The sequence below is a fragment of the Streptomyces sp. NPDC037203 genome (assembly GCF_055605065.1).
Genome location: NZ_JBVJUC010000001.1, coordinates 987,797 through 1,006,385, shown reverse-complemented (window position 1 = coordinate 1,006,385; position 18,589 = coordinate 987,797). Strand labels below are relative to the sequence as shown.

18 protein-coding genes are annotated in these 18,589 nt (G+C 71.3%); 16 read left to right on the top strand and 2 right to left on the bottom strand.

Annotated features, from left to right (window positions below; genetic code table 11):
* Positions 1–5 precede the first annotated feature (5 nt).
* From ACZ7EC_RS04195 to ACZ7EC_RS04125, 15 genes are all read left to right on the top strand, one after another.
* Positions 6–935, top strand: a complete 930-nt coding sequence (locus tag ACZ7EC_RS04195; protein ID WP_471057592.1) for an ABC transporter permease — start codon at positions 6–8, stop codon at positions 933–935.
* The gene (locus ACZ7EC_RS04190) at positions 928–1,740 is read left to right on the top strand and encodes an ABC transporter ATP-binding protein (protein ID WP_471057589.1); all 813 of its coding nucleotides are present in this window, start codon (positions 928–930) and stop codon (positions 1,738–1,740) included. Before ACZ7EC_RS04195 ends, ACZ7EC_RS04190 begins: the two co-directional genes overlap by 8 nt.
* Before the next feature lie 361 nt (positions 1,741–2,101).
* Complete coding sequence (hpnC, locus tag ACZ7EC_RS04185; protein ID WP_471057586.1) at positions 2,102–2,998, top strand: squalene synthase HpnC; 897 nt, start codon at positions 2,102–2,104, stop codon at positions 2,996–2,998.
* Positions 2,995–3,957, top strand: a complete 963-nt coding sequence (hpnD, locus tag ACZ7EC_RS04180; protein ID WP_471057583.1) for a presqualene diphosphate synthase HpnD — start codon at positions 2,995–2,997, stop codon at positions 3,955–3,957. Before hpnC ends, hpnD begins: the two co-directional genes overlap by 4 nt.
* On the top strand, positions 3,957–4,085 hold the full coding sequence (locus ACZ7EC_RS04175) for a DUF6380 family protein (protein WP_471057580.1): 129 nt from the start codon (positions 3,957–3,959) through the stop codon (positions 4,083–4,085). Before hpnD ends, ACZ7EC_RS04175 begins: the two co-directional genes overlap by 1 nt.
* Positions 4,082–5,506 (top strand): hydroxysqualene dehydroxylase HpnE, encoded by a 1,425-nt coding sequence (hpnE, locus tag ACZ7EC_RS04170; protein ID WP_471057578.1) that lies wholly within the window; start codon positions 4,082–4,084, stop codon positions 5,504–5,506. The genes ACZ7EC_RS04175 and hpnE overlap by 4 nt, the downstream gene beginning before the upstream one ends.
* On the top strand, positions 5,506–6,633 hold the full coding sequence (locus ACZ7EC_RS04165) for a polyprenyl synthetase family protein (protein ID WP_471057575.1): 1,128 nt from the start codon (positions 5,506–5,508) through the stop codon (positions 6,631–6,633). The genes hpnE and ACZ7EC_RS04165 overlap by 1 nt, the downstream gene beginning before the upstream one ends.
* 116 nt (positions 6,634–6,749) lie before the next feature.
* Positions 6,750–8,813 (top strand): squalene--hopene cyclase, encoded by a 2,064-nt coding sequence (gene shc, locus ACZ7EC_RS04160; protein ID WP_471057572.1) that lies wholly within the window; start codon positions 6,750–6,752, stop codon positions 8,811–8,813.
* A 1-nt stretch (position 8,814) separates the two neighbouring features.
* Complete coding sequence (locus tag ACZ7EC_RS04155) at positions 8,815–9,456, top strand: phosphorylase family protein (RefSeq protein WP_471057569.1); 642 nt, start codon at positions 8,815–8,817, stop codon at positions 9,454–9,456.
* A gap of 6 nt (positions 9,457–9,462) precedes the next feature.
* On the top strand, positions 9,463–10,485 hold the full coding sequence (gene hpnH / locus ACZ7EC_RS04150) for an adenosyl-hopene transferase HpnH (protein WP_471057566.1): 1,023 nt from the start codon (positions 9,463–9,465) through the stop codon (positions 10,483–10,485).
* Positions 10,486–10,489: 4 nt separating this feature from the next.
* Positions 10,490–11,605 carry a flavodoxin-dependent (E)-4-hydroxy-3-methylbut-2-enyl-diphosphate synthase gene (ispG, locus tag ACZ7EC_RS04145; RefSeq protein ID WP_471057563.1) on the top strand — a complete coding sequence of 372 codons (1,116 nt, stop codon included), beginning with the start codon at positions 10,490–10,492 and terminating at the stop codon, positions 11,603–11,605.
* Positions 11,606–11,643: 38 nt separating this feature from the next.
* Positions 11,644–13,596, top strand: a complete 1,953-nt coding sequence (gene dxs / locus ACZ7EC_RS04140; protein WP_471057561.1) for a 1-deoxy-D-xylulose-5-phosphate synthase — start codon at positions 11,644–11,646, stop codon at positions 13,594–13,596.
* 52 nt (positions 13,597–13,648) lie between these two features.
* Entirely contained in the window at positions 13,649–15,034 is a 1,386-nt protein-coding gene (locus ACZ7EC_RS04135; protein ID WP_471057558.1) for an aspartate aminotransferase family protein, read from the top strand.
* A 148-nt stretch (positions 15,035–15,182) separates the two neighbouring features.
* Entirely contained in the window at positions 15,183–15,809 is a 627-nt protein-coding gene (locus ACZ7EC_RS04130) for a helix-turn-helix domain-containing protein (protein WP_471057554.1), read from the top strand.
* Positions 15,806–15,928 (top strand): DUF6126 family protein, encoded by a 123-nt coding sequence (locus ACZ7EC_RS04125; protein WP_471057544.1) that lies wholly within the window; start codon positions 15,806–15,808, stop codon positions 15,926–15,928. Before ACZ7EC_RS04130 ends, ACZ7EC_RS04125 begins: the two co-directional genes overlap by 4 nt.
* Before the next feature lie 31 nt (positions 15,929–15,959).
* Here the strand turns inward: ACZ7EC_RS04125 and ACZ7EC_RS04120 are convergent, their stop codons facing one another.
* Positions 15,960–16,757, bottom strand: a complete 798-nt coding sequence (locus ACZ7EC_RS04120) for a tyrosine-protein phosphatase (RefSeq protein WP_471057541.1) — start codon at positions 16,755–16,757, stop codon at positions 15,960–15,962.
* 371 nt (positions 16,758–17,128) lie between these two features.
* Here ACZ7EC_RS04120 and ACZ7EC_RS04115 point away from each other — a divergent pair, with 371 nt between their 5' ends.
* Positions 17,129–17,914, top strand: coding sequence for an SGNH/GDSL hydrolase family protein (locus ACZ7EC_RS04115; RefSeq protein WP_471057874.1), 786 nt, complete (start codon positions 17,129–17,131; stop codon positions 17,912–17,914).
* A gap of 267 nt (positions 17,915–18,181) precedes the next feature.
* Here the strand turns inward: ACZ7EC_RS04115 and ACZ7EC_RS04110 are convergent, their stop codons facing one another.
* Positions 18,182–18,376 carry a hypothetical protein gene (locus tag ACZ7EC_RS04110; protein ID WP_471057538.1) on the bottom strand — a complete coding sequence of 65 codons (195 nt, stop codon included), beginning with the start codon at positions 18,374–18,376 and terminating at the stop codon, positions 18,182–18,184.
* Positions 18,377–18,589 lie beyond the last annotated feature (213 nt).

Genomic DNA, 18,589 nt, shown 5'->3' with positions numbered 1-18,589 from the left:
TACTCGTGAGTCACACAACGCATGACGCCGGTTTCGCGGTGGGCGCGATACCGGCGCCCGACGAGGGGCTGACGCCGGCCGAGCTGGCCGCCCGGTACGGGCTCGCCGTCAGCGGCGCCCGCCCCTCGCTGGTGGAGTACGTCCGCCAGCTGTGGAGCCGGCGCCACTTCATCCTCGCCTTCTCGCAGGCGAAGCTGACGGCGCAGTACAGCCAGGCCAAGCTGGGCCAGCTGTGGCAGGTCGCCACCCCGCTGCTGAACGCGGCCGTGTACTACTTCATCTTCGGCGTCATCCTGCACGCCAGCCGCGGCATGTCGCATGACGTGTACATCCCGTTCCTGGTCACCGGCGTCTTCGTGTTCACCTTCACGCAGAGCTCGGTCATGTCGGGCGTGCGCGCCATCTCCGGGAACCTCGGGCTGGTGCGCGCCCTGCACTTCCCGCGCGCCTCGCTGCCCGTCTCCTTCTCGCTCCAGCAGCTCCAGCAGCTGCTGTTCTCGATGATCGTGCTGTTCATCGTGGCGATCGGCTTCGGCAGCTATCCCGGCATGTCCTGGCTGCTGATCGTGCCGGTACTGGCGCTCCAGTTCCTGTTCAACACCGGCCTCGCGCTGATCGTGGCCCGCATGGGCGCCAAGACGCCGGACATGGCGCAGCTGATGCCGTTCGTGCTGCGCACCTGGATGTACACCTCCGGCGTGATGTTCTCCATCAGCACGATGATGGCGGACCGCCCGGAGTGGGCGGTGCGGCTGCTCCAGGTCAACCCGGCCGCGATCTACATGGACCTGATGCGCTTCGCGCTGATCGACGGTTACGGCGCCTCGAACCTGCCGCCGCACGTGTGGGCGATCGCGGTGTTCTGGGCCGTGGCGGTCTTCGCCGGCGGCTTCGTGTACTTCTGGAAGGCGGAGGAGCGGTACGGCCGTGGCTGAGCAGAACGCCGAGCGGAACCTTCAGCAGGGCGCCACGGGCACCGGCGAGCGCCGCCCGACGGTCATCGCGGACGACCTGCACATCGTCTACCGGGTCAACGGCGCCAGGACCGGCAAGGGCAGCGCGACGGCCGCCCTCAGCCGGATCCTGCGGCGCGGCGAGGAGCGGGGCGTGCGCAAGGTGCACGCCGTGCGCGGGGTCTCCTTCGTCGCCTACCGCGGCGAGGCCATCGGCCTGATCGGCTCCAACGGCTCCGGCAAGTCCACCCTGCTGCGCGCCATCGCCGGCCTGCTGCCCGCGGAGCGGGGCAAGGTCTACACCGACGGCCAGCCCTCCCTGCTGGGCGTGAACGCGGCCCTGATGAACGACCTGACCGGCGAGCGCAACGTCATCCTGGGCGGTCTCGCCATGGGCATGTCGCGCGAGCAGATCAGGGAGCGCTATCAGGACATCGTCGACTTCTCCGGAATCAACGAGAAGGGCGACTTCATCACGCTGCCCATGCGCACCTACTCCTCCGGTATGGCCGCGCGGCTGCGTTTCTCCATCGCCGCCGCGAAGGACCACGATGTCCTCATGATTGACGAGGCCCTCGCCACCGGTGACCGCAAGTTCCAGAAGCGCTCCGAGGAACGCATCCGGGAACTGCGCAAGGAGGCCGGCACGGTCTTTCTGGTCAGTCACAACAACAAGTCCATCCGCGACACCTGCAACCGCGTGCTGTGGCTGGAACGCGGTGAGCTGCGCATGGACGGGCCGACCGAAGAGGTGCTCAAGGAGTACGAGAAGTTCACCGGCAAGTGAACTGTTTCGGCCACAGCCCCGTCGGCAACCTTCCGGCGGGGCTCCGCGTCTGCAAAGGAAGCGTCAACTCCGAAGGCTGTCAGGAATCTTGACGCCGATCGGTGTGTTGTTGTGATCTGCGGGACACCCCCCGGAAGCTAGATGCGTTGTACAACGTAAGCTGTACCGGTGCCGGAAAGCGGCAAGTGGGGCGATAATGCGCGACACCCTGCGCCAGGCCACGCCCCGCGAATTGCCGGGCGGCGTGTCCGAAATAGTGTGTATTGGGTCGGCAGTGTAGAACGGGAGATGTGACGGCAATGGCTACGGAAACTCCCCAGCTCAACGCAGCATGTGCCGTTGCCGCTCCGGGCGTCGCCCGATGACGGCCATCCAAGCGGCGCCGGACCTGGAACGCGCCACCCTCGACAAGGCCGCGAGCGAGAACTTTCCCGTGGCCCCCTTCTTCCTGCCCCGCGACTGGCGCGACGACCTCATGGCGGTCTACGGCTTCGCCCGTCTGGTCGACGACATCGGCGACGGCGATCTCGCCCCCGGCGGGGCCGATGCCGAACTGCTCGGCGTGTCGGCCACCGAGGCCGGCGACCGGCTGCTCCTGCTCGACGCCTTCGAGGCCGATCTGCGCCGGGTCTTCGACGCCACCCCGCGCCATCCCCTGCTGCGCCGCCTCCAGACCGTCGTACGCCGCCGGGGGCTCACCCCCGAGCCGTTCCTCGGCCTGATCGCCGCCAACCGCCAGGACCAGCTCGTCTCCCGGTACGAGACGTACGACGACCTCGTCGCCTACTGCGAACTGTCCGCCAACCCCGTCGGCCGGCTCGTCCTCGCCGTCACCGGCACCTCGACCCCCGAGCGGATCCGGCTCTCCGACGCGATCTGCACCGCGCTCCAGATCGTGGAGCACCTCCAGGACGTCGCCGAGGACCTCCGCCGCGACCGGATCTACCTTCCGGCCGAGGACATGAAACGCTTCCATGTCACGGAAACCGATCTTTCCGCGAAAACCGCGGGCGCATCGGTGCGAGCCCTGGTTGCATACGAAGCACAACGCGCCCGCGATCTGCTGAATGAAGGCGCCCCCCTGGTGGGTAGCGTCCACGGCAGGTTGAAGCTGCTGCTCGCAGGGTTCGTGGCGGGGGGAAGGGCGGCGGTCCGCGCGATCGCCGCCGCCGAATACGACGTACTTCCCGGCCCGCCCAAGCCAGGCAAGGTCCAGTTGCTGCGTGAGGCGGGCGTGATTCTGCGAGGAGAGGGGTGATCCGGACCGTGGAGTCTGCGTCGCACGTGTCCGCACCGGTGCTCGCCGCCTACCGCTACTGCGAGACGGTGACCGGACAGCAGGCCCGTAACTTCGCGTACGGCATCCGGCTGCTGCCCACACCGAAGCGGCGCGCCATGTCGGCGCTGTACGCGTTCTCACGGCGTGTCGACGACATCGGCGACGGCGACCTTGCCGACGACGTGAAGGTGGCACGGCTCCAGGAGACCCGAGCCCTGCTCGCCCGGATCCGCGAGGGCCGCATCGAGGAGGACCACACCGACCCGGTGGCCGTCGCCCTCGCGCACGCCGCCGACGCCTTCCCGATCCCGCTCGGCGGCCTGGACGAGCTGATCGACGGCGTCGAGATGGACACGCGCGGGGAGACCTACGAGACCTGGGACGACCTGAAGGTCTACTGCCGCTGTGTCGCCGGTGCCATCGGCCGCCTCTCGCTCGGCGTGTTCGGCACCGAACCGGGCGCCCGCGGCGTCGAGCGCGCCGCCGAGTACGCCGACACGCTCGGTCTCGCGCTGCAGCTCACCAACATCCTCCGGGACGTCCGCGAGGACGCCCAGGGCGGCCGCACCTACCTGCCCGCCGACGACCTTGCCAAGTTCGGCTGTTCGGCCGGGTTCGAGCGGCCGGTGCTCCCGGAGGGCTCCGACTTCGCGGGCCTCGTCCACTTCGAGGTCCGCCGCGCCCGCGCCCTTTTCGCCGAGGGCTACCAGCTGCTGCCCATGCTCGACCGGCGCAGCGGCGCCTGCGTGGCCGCCATGGCCGGCATCTACCGCCGCCTCCTCGACCGCATCGCGCGCGACCCCGAGGCCGTGCTGCGCGGCCGGGTCTCGCTGCCCGGACACGAGAAGGCGTACGTCGCGGTGCGCGGCCTGTCCGGCCTCGACACCCGGCAGGTCACCCGTCACGGCGCCGGGCGGCCCGTCGGGAGGCGCGCCTGATGGACCTCACCGAACCAGGGGACTTCCGCCGGGCAACCCCGCGCCCCGGCGTGGCGTCCCTGACTGCGACGACCGTACGTGCACCGTTCAACCAGCACGGCCGGCACGCACGGAAGGACGCAGCATGAGCGACGGCGCACGCCCCGCACCGGGCCGCCGCACCCCCGACAGAGCGCCCCGCGGGGCCGTCGTGATCGGCGGCGGCCTCGCCGGCACCACCGCGGCACTCGCCCTGGCCGACGCGGGCGTCCGCGTCACCCTGCTCGAAGGCAGGCCCAGGCTGGGCGGCCTCGCCTTCTCCTTCCAGCGCGGCGGACTGACCGTCGACAACGGCCAGCACGTGTACCTGCGCTGCTGCACCGCCTACCGCTGGTTCCTCGACCGGATCGAGGGCGCGGCGCTGGCACCGCTGCAGGACCGCCTGGACGTGCCCGTCGTGGACCTCGCCAAGCCCGAGGGCAGGCGGCTCGGCCGGCTGCGGCGCGACCCGCTGCCCGTCCCCCTGCACCTGGGGCGCAGCCTGGCCGCCTATCCGCACCTCTCGCTCGCCGAGCGCGCCCTGGTCGGGCGGGCCGCGCTCGCGCTCAAGGGTCTCGACCTCGCCGATCCGACCCTGGACACCCAGGACTTCGGCAGCTGGCTGGCCGAGCACGGCCAGTCCGCGCGTGCCGTCGAGGCCCTGTGGGACCTGGTCGGGGTCGCCACCCTCAACGCGGTCGCGGGCGACGCCTCGCTGGGGCTCGCCGCGATGGTGTTCAAGACCGGTCTGCTGTCCGAACCGGGCGCGGCCGACATCGGCTGGGCCCATGTCCCGCTCGGCGAACTGCACGACCGGCTGGCCCGCAGGGCGCTCGACTCCGCGGGCGTGCGTACCGAGGTCCGTTCACGCGTCACCTCCGTCTCTGCCATGGAGAACGGCGGCTGGTGCGTCGAGGTTCCCGGCGAGCGCATCGAATCCGACGCGGTCGTCCTCGCCGTACCCCAGCGCGAGGCGTACGACCTGCTGCCGCCCGGCGCCCTCGACGCCCCCGAGCGGCTGCTGGAGATCGGCACCGCCCCCATCCTCAACGTGCATGTGGTGTACGACCGCAAGGTCCTCGCGCGGCCCTTCTTCGCGGCCCTCGGCACCCCTGTGCAGTGGGTCTTCGACCGAACCCACGCCTCCGGGCTGCGCTCGGGCCAGTACCTCGCGCTGTCCCAGTCGGCCGCGCAGGACGACATCGACCTCCCGGTCGCGCAACTGCGCGAGCGCTACGTCCCGGAGCTGGAGAAGCTCATTCCGGGTACGCGCGGCGCCGTGATCGAGGACTTCTTCGTGACCCGCGAGCGCACGGCGACGTTCGCGCCCGCCCCCGGCGTCGGGCGGCTGCGCCCGGTCGCCCGCACCAAGGCAGCCGGCCTGTACCTGGCCGGAGCGTGGACCGCCACCGGGTGGCCCGCGACCATGGAGAGTGCGGTCCGCAGCGGAGTGAGCGCGGCCGACGCCGCGCTGCGCGCCCTGGGCCGGCCCCGCCCGAGCCGTCTCTTCGCCTTCGAGGAGGCGGCCTGATGCCTCGTCGGCAGCCGGCGGCAGGCCCCCGCACCTTCGGTACCGCAACAAGAGGAGAGACTGTGCCCACTGTGCCCCCGGCCTCGACGGAGACCGCGGTGGACGTCACCGCGCTGCTGGAGCGCGGCCGGACCCTGGCCACACCGGTCCTGCGTGCGGCCGTCGACCGCCTCGCTCCTCCCATGGACACCGTCGCCGCCTACCACTTCGGCTGGATCGACGCCGCCGGCAACCCGGCCGACGGCGACGGCGGCAAGGCCGTGCGGCCCGCGCTCGCCGTGCTCTCCGCCGAGGTCACCGGCAGCGCGCCCGAGACCGGCGTGCCGGGCGCCGTCGCCGTCGAACTGGTCCACAACTTCTCGTTGCTGCACGACGACCTGATGGACGGCGACGAGCAGCGCCGCCACCGCGACACCGTGTGGAAGGTGCACGGCCCCGCCCAGGCCATCCTGGTCGGCGACGCCCTGTTCGCGCTGGCCAACGAGGTGCTGCTGGAACTCGGTTCGGTCGAGGCCGGCCGCGCCACCCGCCGGCTGACCTCCGCGACCCGCGCCCTGATCGACGGTCAGGCCCAGGACATCTCCTACGAGCACCGCGACCGGGTCAGCGTCGAGGAGTGCCTGGAGATGGAGGGCAACAAGACCGGCGCGCTGCTCGCCTGCGCCTCCTCCATCGGCGCGGTCCTCGGCGGCGCGGACGACGCCACCGCCGACGCGCTGGAGCGCTACGGCTACCACCTCGGCCTCGCCTTCCAGGCCGTGGACGACCTGCTCGGCATCTGGGGCGACCCGGAGGCCACCGGCAAGCAGACCTGGAGCGACCTGCGCCAGCGCAAGAAGTCGCTGCCCGTGGTCGCGGCGCTCGCGGCCGGCGGCCCCGCCTCCGAGCGGCTCGGCGAGATCCTCGCCGCCGACGCCAAGAGCAGCGACTTCGAGAACTTCTCCGAGGAGGAGTTCGCGGCCCGCGCCGCCCTCATCGAGGAGGCCGGCGGCCGCGAATGGACCGCCGAGGAGGCGCGCCGCCAGCACGCCATCGCGATCGGCGCCCTCGACGCGGTCGCCATGCCGGACCGGGTGCGGGCCGCCTTCACGGCCCTCGCCGACTTCGTCGTCGTACGGAAGAGATGATCACTATCGGCCGAACAAGCCTCGCGTAGTCGCCGGCCGGTGTCGCGAAAGGAAGCACACCGGCCGACGGCGGACCCACAGCAGCACGACTCGCACGACTGCACGAAGGGGAAGCCATGACAGCGACGACCGACGGAAGCACCGGGGCCACCTTGCCGTCCCGCGCTGCCGCGGCCAGCGACACCACCCTCACCACCCCCGAGACGGCCGGGGTACCGGAAGCCGCCGCACGAGCCGCCCGCCGCGCCACCGACTTCCTGCTCGCGACGCAGGACGCCGAGGGCTGGTGGAAGGGCGACCTGGAGACCAACGTCACCATGGACGCCGAGGATCTGCTGCTCCGTCAGTTCCTGGGCATCCAGGACGACAAGACCACGCAGGCCGCCGCGAAGTTCATCCGCGGGGAGCAACGCGAGGACGGCACCTGGGCCACCTTCTGGGGCGGCCCCGGCGAACTGTCCACCACCATCGAGGCGTACGTCGCCCTGCGCCTGGCCGGCGACGCGCCCGACGCGCCGCACATGGCGCGTGCCTCCGCCTGGATCCGCGAGCGGGGCGGCATCGCCGCCGCCCGTGTCTTCACCCGCATCTGGCTGGCCCTGTTCGGCTGGTGGAAGTGGGAGGACCTGCCGGAGATGCCGCCGGAGCTGATCTGGTTCCCCGGCTGGATGCCGCTGAACATCTACGACTTCGGGTGCTGGGCCCGGCAGACGATCGTGCCGCTCACCATCGTCTCGGCCGAGCGCCCGGTGCGTCCCGCGCCCTTCGCGCTGGACGAGCTGCACACCGACCCGGCCAACCCCAACCCGCCCCGGCCGCTCGCCCCGGCGAACACCTGGGACGGCGCCTTCCAGCGTCTGGACAAGGGGCTCCAGCGGCTGCGCAAGGTCGTCCCGCGCCGGGTGCGCAAGGCCGCGATGAACGCCGCCGCCCGCTGGATCATCGAGCGGCAGGAGAACGACGGCTGCTGGGGCGGCATCCAGCCCCCGGCCGTGTACTCGGTCATCGCCCTGCACCTGCTCGGCTACGACCTCGAACACCCGGTACTGCGCGAGGGGCTGGCCTCGCTGGACCGGTTCGCCGTGTGGCGCGAGGACGGCGCCCGGATGATCGAGGCCTGCCAGTCCCCGGTGTGGGACACGTGTCTCGCCGCCATCGCGCTGGTCGACGCCGGACTGCCCGCCGACCACCCGCAACTGGTCAAGGCGGCCGACTGGTTGCTCGGCGAGGAGATCGTCCGGCCCGGCGACTGGGCCGTCAAGCGTCCGCAACTGCCGCCGGGCGGCTGGGCGTTCGAGTTCCACAACGACAACTACCCGGACATCGACGACACCGCCGAGGTCTCCCTCGCGCTGCGCCGGATCCGGCACCACGACCCCGAGCGGACGGACCGGGCGATCGGGCGCGCGGTGCGCTGGAACCTCGGCATGCAGTCGAAGAACGGCGCCTGGGGCGCCTTCGACGTCGACAACACCAGCCCGTTCCCGAACCGGCTGCCGTTCTGCGACTTCGGCGAGGTCATCGACCCGCCGTCCGCCGACGTCACCGCGCACGTGGTGGAGATGCTCGCCGCCGAGGGCCTCGCCCACGACCCGCGCACCCGGCGCGCCATCGCCTGGCTGCTCGCCGAACAGGAGGAAAGCGGGGCGTGGTTCGGCCGCTGGGGCGTCAACTACATCTACGGCACCGGGTCGGTGGTCCCCGCGCTCACCGCGGCCGGACTGCCCGGCTCGCACCCGGCGATCCGGCGGGCGGTGGCCTGGCTGGAGTCGGTCCAGAACGACGACGGCGGCTGGGGCGAGGACCTGCGCTCCTACAAGCACGCCAGGCAATGGGCCGGCCGGGGCGCCTCCACCCCCTCGCAGACCGCGTGGGCGCTGATGGCGCTGCTCGCGGCGGGGGAGAAGGACTCCCAGGCCGTCGAGCGGGGCATCCAGTGGCTGGCGGCCACCCAGCGGGAGGACGGCACCTGGGACGAGCCGTACTTCACCGGCACCGGCTTCCCCTGGGACTTCTCCATCAACTACCACCTGTACCGGCAGGTGTTCCCGCTCACCGCGCTCGGCCGGTACCTGCACGGCGACCCCTTCGAGCGGCAGCTGCTCGCCAAGGCCCCCCGGCCGCGGCCCGCGGCGGCCGAGCCCGCCGGGTCACCCCTGTTCGAGGCCAAGGGGAGCTGATGTGAACGTCCAGCCCGCTCCGGCCCCGCTGCTGATCGCCTGCGCGCTCGGCATCGAGCACCTCGCCCTGCGCTCGGGCGACCGCAGCGGGGCCGGCGGGCCGGTCACGTTCGTCCGTACCGGGATGGGGCCGCGGGCGGCGCGGCGCTCCCTCACCCGGCACCTGGCCCGGCCCGCGCTCACCGAGGCCGCCGTACTGGCCACCGGTTTCTGCGCGGGCCTCGCCCCCGGCATGCACCCCGGTGACCTGGTGGTCGCCGAGGAGACCCGCGACCCGCACGGGACCGTCCCGTGCGCGGGCACCGAACTGCTGGTGAAGGAACTCGCGCGGCTGCTGCCCGGCCGCACGGTCCACACCGGCCCGCTCACCGGCTCCGATCATGTCGTCCGCGGCCCCGAACGGTCCGCCCTGCGCGCGACCGGCGCGATCGCCGTCGACATGGAGTCCGCGGCCACCCTGCTCAGCGCCGTGACCGCGGGCGAACGCCCGGTCGCCGCCGTCCGGGTGGTCGTGGACACTCCCGAACACGAACTCGTCCGGATCGGCACGGTGTGCGGTGGAATATCAGCCTTCCGCGTTCTTCGTTCCGTACTTCCCGCATATTTCGAATGGCACCGTTCTTTGCTGCTCCCCCGGAGGTGAGCCCAGATGGCCATGCCGTTGCGCCAGTCCATCAAGGTCGCTACATACCTGGCCGAACAGAAGCTCCGCAAGCGGGACAAGTTCCCGCTGATCGTGGAGCTGGAACCGCTCTTTGCGTGCAACCTCAAATGCGAGGGCTGCGGCAAGATCCAGCACCCGGCCGGGGTGCTCAAGCAGCGCATGCCGGTCGCCCAGGCGGTGGGAGCGGTGCTGGAATCGGGTGCGCCGATGGTCTCCATCGCGGGCGGCGAGCCCCTGATGCATCCTCAGATCGACGAGATCGTGCGCCAGTTGGTGGCCAAGAGGAAGTACGTCTTCCTGTGCACCAACGCGATGCTGCTGCGCAAGAAGATGGACAAGTTCACGCCCTCGCCCTACTTCGCCTTCGCGGTGCACATCGACGGGCTGCGCGAGCGGCACGACGAGTCCGTTGCCAAGGAAGGCGTGTTCGACGAGGCGGTGGCGGCCATCAAGGAGGCCAAGCGGCGCGGCTTCCGGGTGACCACCAACTCCACCTTCTTCAACACCGACACCCCGCAGACCGTCGTCGAGGTGCTCAACTTCCTCAACGACGACCTGAAGGTGGACGAGATGATGATCTCGCCCGCCTACGCCTACGAGAAGGCCCCGGACCAGGAGCACTTCCTCGGCGTGGAGCAGACCCGCGAGCTGTTCCGGAAGGCGTTCGCGGGCGGCAACCGCAGGAAATGGCGGCTCAACCACTCCCCGCTTTTCCTGGACTTCCTGGAGGGCAAGGTCGACTTCCCCTGCACCGCCTGGGCGATCCCGAACTACTCCCTCTTCGGCTGGCAGCGCCCCTGCTACCTGATGAGCGACGGGTACGTGCCGACGTACCGGGAACTGGTGGAGGACACCGACTGGGACAAGTACGGCCGCGGCAAGGACCCGCGCTGCGCCAACTGCATGGCGCACTGCGGCTACGAGCCCACCGCCGTACTCGCCACCATGGGCTCCCTGACGGAGTCGCTGCGGGCGCTGCGCGAGACGGTCTCGGGAAACCGGGAGTAGGGCGATGACCGCCGTACCCCTGGGTGTCCCCGAGGTACCGGCCCGGCAGGTGGCCCCGCGGCGCACGTCGCGGCAGATCCACGTCGGGCCGGTACCGGTCGGGGGCGGGGCTCCGGTCTCCGTGCAGTCGATGACGACGACCCGTACGTCGGACATCGGTGCCACCCTCCAGCAGATCGCCGAACTCACCGCGTCCGGCTGCCAGATCGTCCGCGTCGCCTGCCCCACGCAGGACGACGCGGACGCCCTCGCCGTCATCGCGCGCCAATCGCAGATCCCGGTGATCGCGGACATCCACTTCCAGCCCAAGTACGTCTTCGCGGCCATCGAGGCCGGCTGCGCGGCGGTCCGGGTGAATCCGGGCAACATCAAGAAGTTCGACGACCAGATCGCGCAGATCGCGCGCGCCGCGAAGGACCACGGCACGCCGGTCCGGATCGGGGTCAACGCCGGTTCGCTTGACCGGCGGTTGCTCCAGAAGTACGGCAGGGCCACCCCGGAGGCGCTGGTCGAGTCGGCGCTGTGGGAGGCGTCCCTCTTCGAGGAGCACGGCTTCAGGGACCTCAAGATCTCGGTCAAGCACAACGACCCGGTCGTGATGATCGAGGCGTACCGGCAGCTTGCCGAGCAGTGCGACTACCCGCTGCACCTGGGCGTCACGGAGGCCGGCCCCGCGTTCCAGGGCACCATCAAGTCGGCCGTCGCGTTCGGGGCGTTGCTGTCGAGGGGCATCGGCGACACCATCCGGGTGTCGCTGTCCGCGCCGCCGGCCGAGGAGGTCAAGGTCGGCCTCCAGATCCTCCAGTCGCTGGGGCTGCGCGAACGGCGTCTGGAGATCGTCTCCTGCCCGTCCTGCGGCCGGGCCCAGGTGGACGTCTACCGGCTCGCCGACGAGGTCACCGCCGGGCTCGACGGCCTCGAAGTGCCGCTGCGGGTGGCGGTGATGGGCTGTGTGGTCAACGGCCCCGGAGAGGCCCGTGAGGCCGATCTGGGAGTTGCCTCAGGCAACGGAAAAGGGCAGATCTTCGTCAAGGGGGAGGTCGTACGGACCGTCCCCGAGTCCAGGATCGTCGAGACCCTGATCGAGGAGGCCCAGCGGCTCGCCGAACGGATGAAGTGAGTCCACGTAACTGCACCAAGCGAGAGGGGGCCACGAACGTGACGATTCTGGAGACGATCCGGCAACCGCGGGACCTGAAGGGGCTGTCCGGGGCGGAACTCGGGGTACTGGCCGGGGAGATACGCGACTTCCTGGTGCAAGCGGTGTCGCGCACCGGCGGTCATCTCGGGCCCAACCTGGGCGTGGTGGAACTGACCATCGCCCTGCACCGGGTCTTCGAGTCACCGGTCGACCGGATCCTCTGGGACACCGGCCACCAGACGTACGTGCACAAGCTTTTGACGGGACGTCAGGACTTTTCCAAGTTGCGCGGCAAGGGCGGCCTGTCCGGCTACCCGGCGCGCGAGGAGTCCGAGCACGACGTCATCGAGAACAGCCATGCCTCCGCCGCGCTCGGCTGGGCCGACGGCCTCGCCAAGGCGCGCGAGGTGAAGGGGGAGCGGGGCCATGTGGTCGCCGTGGTCGGCGACGGCGCGCTGACCGGCGGCATGGCCTGGGAGGCCCTGAACAACATCGCGGACGCCCCGGACCGGCCGCTGATCATCGTCGTCAACGACAACGCGCGTTCCTACGCCCCCACGATCGGCGGGCTCGCCGACCACCTGGCCACCCTGCGCACCACCGACGGCTACGAGAAGGTGCTCGCCTGGGGGAAGGAGATCCTCCAGCGCACCCCCGTGGTCGGCGCGCCCCTCTACGAGTCCCTGCACGGCGCGAAGAAGGGCTTCAAGGACGCCTTCGCCCCCCAGGGCCTCTTCGAGGACCTGGGCCTGAAGTACGTCGGCCCGGTCGACGGGCACGACATCGGGGCCGTCGAGTCCGCGCTGCGCCGCGCCAAGCGTTTCCACGGCCCGGTCCTGGTGCACTGCCTGACCGAGAAGGGCCGCGGCTACGAGCCCGCGCTCGCCGACGAGTTGGACCGCTTCCACGCCATCGGTGTGATGGACCCGGCGACCTGTGCCCCGCTCGCCGCCCCCGGCGGGCGGTCCTGGACCTCGGTGTTCGGCGAGGAGATCGCCCAGATCGGCGGGGAACGCGAGGACGTCGTCGCGATCACCGCCGCGATGCTGCACCCGGTCGGCCTCGGCGCCTTCGCCGAACGCTTCCCGGACCGGGTGTGGGACGTGGGCATCGCCGAACAGCACGCGGTCGCCTCGGCCGCCGGGCTCGCCACCGCCGGACTGCATCCGGTCGTCGCGCTGTACGCCACCTTCCTGAACCGCGCCTTCGACCAGTTGCTGATGGATGTCGCCCTGCACCGCTGCGGGGTCACCTTCGTCCTCGACCGGGCCGGCGTCACCGGCCCCGACGGCGCCTCCCACAACGGCATGTGGGACATGTCGCTCCTCCAGGTGGTGCCGGGCCTGCGGATCGCCGCCCCGCGCGATGCCGCGCAGCTGCGCAGCCAGTTGCGCGAGGCGGTCGCCGTGGACGACGCGCCGACCGTGCTGCGCTTCCCGAAGGAGAACGTCGGGCCGGACATCCCGGCGCTCGACCGGGTGGGCGGCATGGACGTGCTGCACCGCGCGGAGCAGCCGAAGGCGCTGCTGGTCGCGGTCGGGGTGATGGCGCCGGTCTGCCTGAAGGCCGCCGAGCTGCTGGAGTCGGGCGGCACCGGGTGCACGGTGGTCGACCCCCGCTGGGTCAAACCCGTCGACCCGGAGCTGCCCCGGCTGGCCGCCGGGCACCGGCTGGTGGCCGTGGTCGAGGACAACAGCCGCGCGTCCGGGGTCGGTTCGGCCGTGGCGCAGGCTCTCGCGGACGCCGGGGTGGACGTGCCGGTACGGCTGTTCGGCATCCCGGACCAGTTCCTGCCGCACGCCAAGCGCAGCGAGGTGCTGGCCGACATCGGCCTCACGCCCGTGGAGATCGCCGGGCGGATCGGCGGAAGCCTGGCGGCGCGGGACGACGAGGGCGCGCCGGGGAGTGCCACGTCCGGCCGCCCCGCGCCCGCGGCGCCGCCGGGGCTGGTCGCGCCCGAGCGGCGGTAGCCGCACACCGACATGGTTCCGTGCCCTTCCGGGGCGCTGACAAGGAGAAGGAATGACCACCGAGTTCGACCTCGGCGCCCTGCTCGCCGAGCGCGGAGCCGAGCGGTACGAGCTGCACGCGAAGTACCTCAACCCGCAGCTCCCGCGCATGCTGCACACCATCGGTTTCGACAAGGTCTACGAGCGCGCCGAGGGCGCCCACTTCTTCGACGCCGACGGCAACGACTACCTGGACATGCTCGCCGGGTTCGGGGTGATGGGCCTCGGCCGGCACCACCCGGTCGTCCGCAAGGCGCTGCACGACGTCCTGGACCTGGACCTCGCCGACCTCACCCGGTTCGACTGCCAGCCGCTGCCCGGACTGCTCGCCGAGCGGCTGCTCGCCCACAGCCCGCACCTGGACCGGGTGTTCTTCGGCAACAGCGGCACCGAGGCGGTCGAGACGGCCCTGAAGTTCGCCCGCTACGCCACCGGCCGGCCGCGCGTCCTGTACTGCGAGCACGCCTTCCACGGGCTGACCACCGGCTCGCTGTCCGTCAACGGGGAGAACGGCTTCCGCGACGGCTTCGCCCCGCTGCTGCCCGACACCGCCGTCCCCCTCGGTGATCTCGACGCCCTGGCGCGGGAGTTGAAGAGGGGCGATGTCGCCGCGCTGATCGTGGAGCCGATCCAGGGCAAGGGCGTGCACGAGGCGCCGCCCGGCTATCTGCGCGCCGCGCAGGAGCTGTTGCACAAGCACAAGGCCCTGCTGATCACCGACGAGGTGCAGACCGGCCTCGGCCGCACCGGCGACTTCTACGCCTACCAGCACGAGGACGGCGTGGAACCCGACCTGGTGTGTGTCGCCAAGGCCCTGTCCGGCGGCTACGTCCCGGTCGGCGCGACCCTCGGCAAGGACTGGATCTTCCGGAAGGTCTACTCGTCCATGGACCGCGTGCTGGTCCACTCGGCGAGCTTCGGGGCCAACGCGCAGGCGATGGCCTGCGGGCTCGCCGTGCTGTCGGTCATGGAGAACGAGCAGATCGTCGCGGGCGTGCGCACCACCGGCGACCTGCTGAAGTCCCGGCTCACCGAACTCGTCGGGAAATACGAGCTGCTGGCCGACGTCCGGGGCCGGGGCCTGATGATCGGCATCGAGTTCGGCAAGCCGTCCTCGCTGAAGCTGCGCAGCCGCTGGGCCATGCTCCAGGCCGCCCGCAAGGGGTTGTTCGCCCAGATGGTCGTCGTACCGCTGCTCCAGCGGCACCGGATCCTCACCCAGGTCTCCGGCGACCACCTCGAAGTGATCAAACTGATCCCGCCGCTCGTCTTCGGCGAGGCCGACGTGGACCGGTTCATCGAGGGCTTCACCGCGGTCATGGACGACGCGCACAGCGGCGGCGGCCTGATGTGGGACTTCGGCAGGACGCTGATCAAACAGGCGGTCGCCAACCGCTGACCGGTCAGCCGAGCGCCACCAGAAGTACCCACGGGCAGAGGAAGCCGGCCGCGCTGAGGGCGAGCGCGCGGGAGTGATCGAAGCGCAAGGCTTTTGCCTGGGAGGCAAGAAATTTGCCCCGCGGGCAAAAGAGGCGCTGAATAGAGGCATGAACGCCTCAGATGCCGCATCGCCGGCGGCGGGCCAGGGTGACGATCTGCCCGCCGTCGCGCCGCAGCTGCGCGCACTGCGCCGACGGGCCGGTCTCACCCTGGAAGCGGCGGCCCGCAACGCCGGACTCTCACCGGCCCATCTGTCCCGGCTGGAGACCGGGCAGCGCGGGCCCTCGCTGCCGATGCTGCTCGCACTCGCGCGTATCTACGGTACGACGGTCTCCGAACTCCTCGGCGAACGGGTCGCCGACCAGAACGCGATCGTCCGGGCCGCCGACATGGACCCGACGCGGGCCGCCGGGTGGACCTACTTCCAGGCCGGGGCCCCCGGCCGCGGGATGCAGGCGCTCCGGGTGCACGCACCGTACGGCGCGCAGGGCGACATCGTGCGCGTGCACCCCGGCGAGGAGTGGCTCTACGTCCTCAAGGGCCGGCTGCGGCTGCGCCTCGGCGACGCCACGCACCTGCTCGCCCCCGGCGACAGCGCCCACTTCGACTCGCTCACCCCGCACCGCCTCGCCGCCGAGGACCCGGACGGCGTGGAGCTGCTGTTCGTCCACACCCTGCTCCAGAGCCCCACGACCGCGCTGTGCCTGGGGCACCTGAACGGAGAGCCGTCATGAGCGACCTTGAGACCAAGTTCCCCCGTTCCCTGTGGGTCCGGCTGATCATCTACATCGCCCTCGGGCACGTCCTGGCCGCGTTCCTCTATCTGCTGTTCGCGATCGGCGGCAAGGGCTGAGCCCGCGCCGGGCGCGGGCCGCACGGACGGGTCAGTCCACCAGCCGCGCCCGCAGCCGCTCACGGGTCTCGGGAGTGAGCCGCAGGCCCTGCTCCAGATAGCCGTCCACGCCGCCCCAGGTCTCCTCGATGGTCTCGAAGGCGGCCGTCAGATACTCGGCGCGCGCATCGAACAGCGGGCTGAGCAGCTCCATCACCTCGGGCGTGTACGCGCTCTCGGCACTGCCGCTGCGCCGCACCTTGTAGCGGCGGTGCTTGGCGTTGGACTCCAGGTAGTCGGCGACGATCGCGTCCCGCTCCACCCCCACGGCGAGCAGGGTGACGGCTATCGAGATGCCCGCGCGGTCCTTGCCGGCCGCGCAGTGCATCAGGGCCGGCACGCTCTCCCCGGCGATCTCGTGCAGCACCCGAGAGTGCTCGGCGGTGCGGTCGCGCACGATGGACCGGTACGAGGCGACCATCCGGGCCGCGCCCTTGCCGTCGTCCAGGATCGCGCGCAGCTCGTCGAGGGCGCCGTCGCGGACCATCTTCCAGAACTCCGCGCCGTCCGCCGGGTCGCTCAGCGGCAGGTTCACATTGCGCACGCCGGGCAGCGCGATGTCCGGGCCTTCCAGCTTCTGGTCCGCCGCGTTGCGGAAGTCGAAGATGGTGTGCAGGCCCAGGGACGAGAGGAAGGCCGCGTCCTGCGCGGTCGCGTGCGCCAGGTGGCCGCTGCGGAACAGCACCCCGTGGCGCAGCCGGCGGCCGTCCATGGTCGGCAGCCCGCCGACGTCACGGAAATTGCGCACACCGGCCAGCTCCGGCTCGGTCGACGGGACCTGCTGCGTCACGGGGGCTCCTCCCGGTGGGTCCCCGCCGTCACGGCTCGCGGCGGGCGCTGCGTCGACCATACGGCATTCGTTTCGTGGGGCAATGAGTTGTCCACAGGGCTGGTCGGCGGGGAGGCGAGGTCCCGGACGAGACGCGTGCACGGGCTGCGGGGAGCGCGGGCCGCAGGGCTCCGCGAGTGGTTGGCGCCCTCGCCCGAGCGGCGTATCCGGGGCCCCAACAGCGCTGGTGGCGGACGTATTCCTGAAACGGGGAAACTTCCCAAGTGGCTCATCTCACCGTTCGTCAACCCCTTCCTACGGTCGCGTAGGTCACACCCCAAGGTGAATCATGATCCGACGTGGCAGACGATTCGAAGAATGACAGCAGATCAGTGATCGGGTCGTACGTGGCGGTGGGGGACAGCTTCACCGAGGGCGTCGGCGATCCCGGCCCCGACGGGGCATTCGTGGGCTGGGCCGACCGGCTGGCGGTCCTGCTCGCCGACCGTCGGCCCGAGGGCGACTTCCAGTACACCAACCTCGCGGTGCGCGGGAAGCTGCTGGACCAGATCGTGGCCGACCAGGTCCCGCAGGCCGTGGAACTCGCCCCGGATCTGATCTCCTTCTGTGCCGGCGGCAACGACATCATCCGTCCCGGCACCGACCCGGACGAGGTGGCCGAGCGCTTCGAGGCAGCCGTGGCCCGGCTCGCCGGGGCGGCCGGCACCGTCATGGTGACCACCGGGTTCGACACCCGCGGCGTCCCCCTGCTCAAGCATCTGCGCGGCAAGATCGCCACGTACAACGGGCATGTGCGGGCCATCGCCGACCGGTACGGCTGCCCCGTGCTCGACCTGTGGTCGCTGCGGTCCGTGCAGGACCGCCGGGCCTGGGACAGCGACCGGCTGCACCTCTCGCCCGAGGGGCACACCCGCGTCGCGCTGCGCGCCGGGCAGGCGCTCGGCCTGGAGATCCCGGCCGACCCGGAGCAGTCGTGGCCGCCGCTGCCGCCCCGCGGCACCCTGGAGGTCCGCCGCGACGACGTCCACTGGGCCCGCGAGCACCTCGTCCCGTGGATCGGCCGCCGGCTGCGCGGCGAGTCCTCCGGCGACCACGTCATCGCGAAGGGCGCCCTGTCCCCCGAGGACATCCGGACCCGCATCGCCTCCGTGGCCTGACCGGTCCAGGACACGTACCGCGCCGCCTCCGCGGGCCCACCGGTCCGGGAGACGCACCGCGCCGCGGTCCGACCGCGTCCGCGAGGCACACCGCCCCGCCCCGCACCTCAGCCGGTGCGGCGCGGGGCGCGCGCGTATGGGCGTACATGTCCGCGCGCCGCGCTCGCGCGCCGGCGTGCCCCAGGGCCGTGAATTACGCAACTCGATTTCGGAATTCCGTTTCGCGTTAGCCCGTTCCCGCCTGGAAATCGGTGACGCCGCCGACGGCTACTCGGGATGGCGGCCGCGGCCGTTCGGAAGCTCGCCCGAAGTGGTCTCCTCCAGAAGGGCGGTGTACTTCCGCGAGAGCTCCTCGTACCGCTCGTCCGTCCCCTGCCCGCCGCGCTTGCGTCGGGACACGACGTACAGCGCGAGCGGCCCGGTGATCATCGAGACGACCGGAATCAGCGGCCACCACGGCATGGATCCTCCCCTGGGTGCGTGGTGCCCCGGCAACCGGCCGGCCCACCTGCTCGCAGCGTATGCCCTTGCGATCGGATCGCCAACGCCCCATCGCCCCGCGGCCCTTGAGTCGCCCTCGGGTCACCGGACGTTTTCCTCCGGACACTGGACGCCGCCGCATCTTCGAATCTAAGTTCCCGTCTCAGTAGTGGATGTGGGCCTGCCGCCGACCCC

What these genes read in the sequence shown, in the direction of transcription:
- hpnC (WP_471057586.1), top strand. Translation starts at nt 2,102, where the DNA reads ATGACGGCCATCCAAGCGGCGCCGGACCTGGAACGCGCCACCCTCGAC.
- ACZ7EC_RS04175 (WP_471057580.1), top strand. Translation starts at nt 3,957, where the DNA reads ATGGACCTCACCGAACCAGGGGACTTCCGCCGGGCAACCCCGCGCCCC.
- hpnE (WP_471057578.1), top strand. Translation starts at nt 4,082, where the DNA reads ATGAGCGACGGCGCACGCCCCGCACCGGGCCGCCGCACCCCCGACAGA.
- ACZ7EC_RS04165 (WP_471057575.1), top strand. Translation starts at nt 5,506, where the DNA reads ATGCCTCGTCGGCAGCCGGCGGCAGGCCCCCGCACCTTCGGTACCGCA.
- shc (WP_471057572.1), top strand. Translation starts at nt 6,750, where the DNA reads ATGACAGCGACGACCGACGGAAGCACCGGGGCCACCTTGCCGTCCCGC.
- hpnH (WP_471057566.1), top strand. Translation starts at nt 9,463, where the DNA reads ATGGCCATGCCGTTGCGCCAGTCCATCAAGGTCGCTACATACCTGGCC.
- ispG (WP_471057563.1), top strand. Translation starts at nt 10,490, where the DNA reads ATGACCGCCGTACCCCTGGGTGTCCCCGAGGTACCGGCCCGGCAGGTG.
- ACZ7EC_RS04135 (WP_471057558.1), top strand. Translation starts at nt 13,649, where the DNA reads ATGACCACCGAGTTCGACCTCGGCGCCCTGCTCGCCGAGCGCGGAGCC.
- ACZ7EC_RS04130 (WP_471057554.1), top strand. Translation starts at nt 15,183, where the DNA reads ATGAACGCCTCAGATGCCGCATCGCCGGCGGCGGGCCAGGGTGACGAT.
- ACZ7EC_RS04125 (WP_471057544.1), top strand. Translation starts at nt 15,806, where the DNA reads ATGAGCGACCTTGAGACCAAGTTCCCCCGTTCCCTGTGGGTCCGGCTG.
- ACZ7EC_RS04110 (WP_471057538.1), bottom strand. Translation starts at nt 18,376, where the DNA reads ATGCCGTGGTGGCCGCTGATTCCGGTCGTCTCGATGATCACCGGGCCG.